This is a genomic window from Aquipuribacter hungaricus (genome assembly GCF_037860755.1).
Lineage (GTDB): Bacteria > Actinomycetota > Actinomycetes > Actinomycetales > JBBAYJ01 > Aquipuribacter > Aquipuribacter hungaricus.
Window position 1 is genome coordinate 1 of record NZ_JBBEOI010000395.1, and the last position, 1,824, is coordinate 1,824.

2 protein-coding genes are annotated in these 1,824 nt (G+C 75.7%); both read left to right on the forward strand.

Annotated elements, in window-relative coordinates; translation table 11 throughout:
* On the forward strand, positions 1-895 hold an 895-nt coding region (locus WCS02_RS20075), incomplete at its 5' end, for an amino acid ABC transporter permease (protein WP_340296069.1).
* Positions 892-1,680, forward strand: coding sequence for an amino acid ABC transporter ATP-binding protein (locus WCS02_RS20080; RefSeq protein WP_376983586.1), 789 nt, complete (start codon positions 892-894; stop codon positions 1,678-1,680). The genes WCS02_RS20075 and WCS02_RS20080, both read left to right, overlap by 4 nt.
* Positions 1,681-1,824: the final 144 nt, after the last annotated feature.

Sequence of the window (1,824 nt, forward strand, 5' to 3'; positions counted from 1 at the left end):
CACCCGCCGCGGCGGCAGCGGCCCGGCGGCGGGGACCGCCGCGTCCCTCGCGACCCCGCCGTCGTCGCTGGAGCTGCGCCGGCGCGAGGAGCGCACCCGCCGCGCGCGGCGCTCCACCCTGACCGCGCTGGTGAGCACCCTCGCCTTCGCGGTGCTGCTGTGGGTGGGCGTGACGAGCGCGCCCGGGTGGCCGCGGGTGCAGGCGGCGTTCCTCGACCCGCAGGTCGCCGCCTCGTCGCTGCCCGGCATCCTGCGCGGGCTCTGGCTCAACGTGCGGGTGCTGGCGGTCGCCGCGGTCCTCACCCTCGTGCTCGGCATGCTCGTCGCGGTGGTCCGCACCCTGCGGGGGCCGGTGTGGCTGCCGCTGCGCCTGCTGGCCACCGGCTACGTCGACCTGTTCCGCGGGGTCCCGCTCATCGTCCTGCTGTACATCGTCGGCTTCGGGGTGCCGGCGCTGCGCTTCACCGACGGCCGGATCAGCTCGGTGGTGCTCGGCACGACGGCCATCGTCCTCACGTACTCCGCGTACGTCTCGGAGGTGTTCCGGGCCGGCATCGAGACCGTGCACCCGAGCCAGCGGCTCGGTGCCCGGTCGCTCGGCCTGTCCTACGCGCAGTCGATGCGGCTGGTCGTCCTCCCGCAGGCCGTCCGCCGGGTGATGCCGCCGCTGCTCAACGACTTCGTCGCCATGCAGAAGGACGTCGGGCTCATCTCGCTGCTCGGCGCGGTCGACGCGGTGCGGGCGGCGCAGATCGCCCAGCTCGACGGGTTCAACTTCACGCCGTACGTGGTCGTCGCCCTGCTGTTCGTCCTGCTGTCGGTGCCGACCGCGCGCCTGGCGGACTGGGTGAGCATCCGCGCCACCCGCCGCGAGCAGGCGGGGGCGGTCCTGTGAGCGCCGACCTGTCCCTGCCGCAGGGGCCGACCCGCGGGCGCGAGGTCGTCCTCGACGTCCGCGGCCTGGTCAAGCACTACGACGACACCCCGGTGCTCCACGGCATCGACGTCACCGTGGGCGAGCACGAGGTGGTCGCGCTCATCGGCTCCTCCGGGTCGGGCAAGTCGACGCTGCTGCGCTGCGCCGCCCTGCTGGAGCCGGTGACCGACGGGCAGGTGCTCCTGGACGGGCAGGACATCACCGACCCGGGCGTGGACGCCGACGCGGTGCGGAGCCGGTTCGGGGTGGTGTTCCAGGCCTACAACCTGTTCCCGCACATGACCGTGCGGCAGAACATCACGCTGGCCCCGCGGGTGGTCCACGGCGTGCCCGCCGACCAGGCGGACGCCCGCGCCGAGGAGCTGCTGGCCCGGGTCGGGCTGCTCGACAAGGCCGACGCCTACCCCGACCGGCTGTCGGGCGGTCAGCAGCAGCGGGCGGCGATCGCCCGCGCGGTGGCGGTCGAGCCCCGCGTGCTGCTGCTCGACGAGGTCACCTCCGCGCTGGACCCCGAGCTCGTCGGCGAGGTGCTGGCGCTGGTCCGCGAGCTCGCCGAGGGCGGGGCGACCATCCTCATGGCCACGCACGAGATGGGCTTCGCCCGGCGGGTCGCCGACCACGTCTGCTTCCTCGACGGCGGCCGCCTCGTCGAGGAGGGCCCGCCCGCCCAGGTGCTCGGGGAGCCGACCGTCGCCCGGACCCAGCAGTTCCTGCGCCGCGTCGTGGACGCCGGCCGGCTGTAGCCCCGCACGCCGGCGGGGGCGCCGCGGTCCGCCGACGGGGTGGCGCCCCGCCGGGTTGCGCCTGGCCCGCGCGGTCCCGACATCGCGGCGATGCGCGGCGATGGGCCGCCCTGACCGGACATCACCGCACTCTCGGCGGCCCCG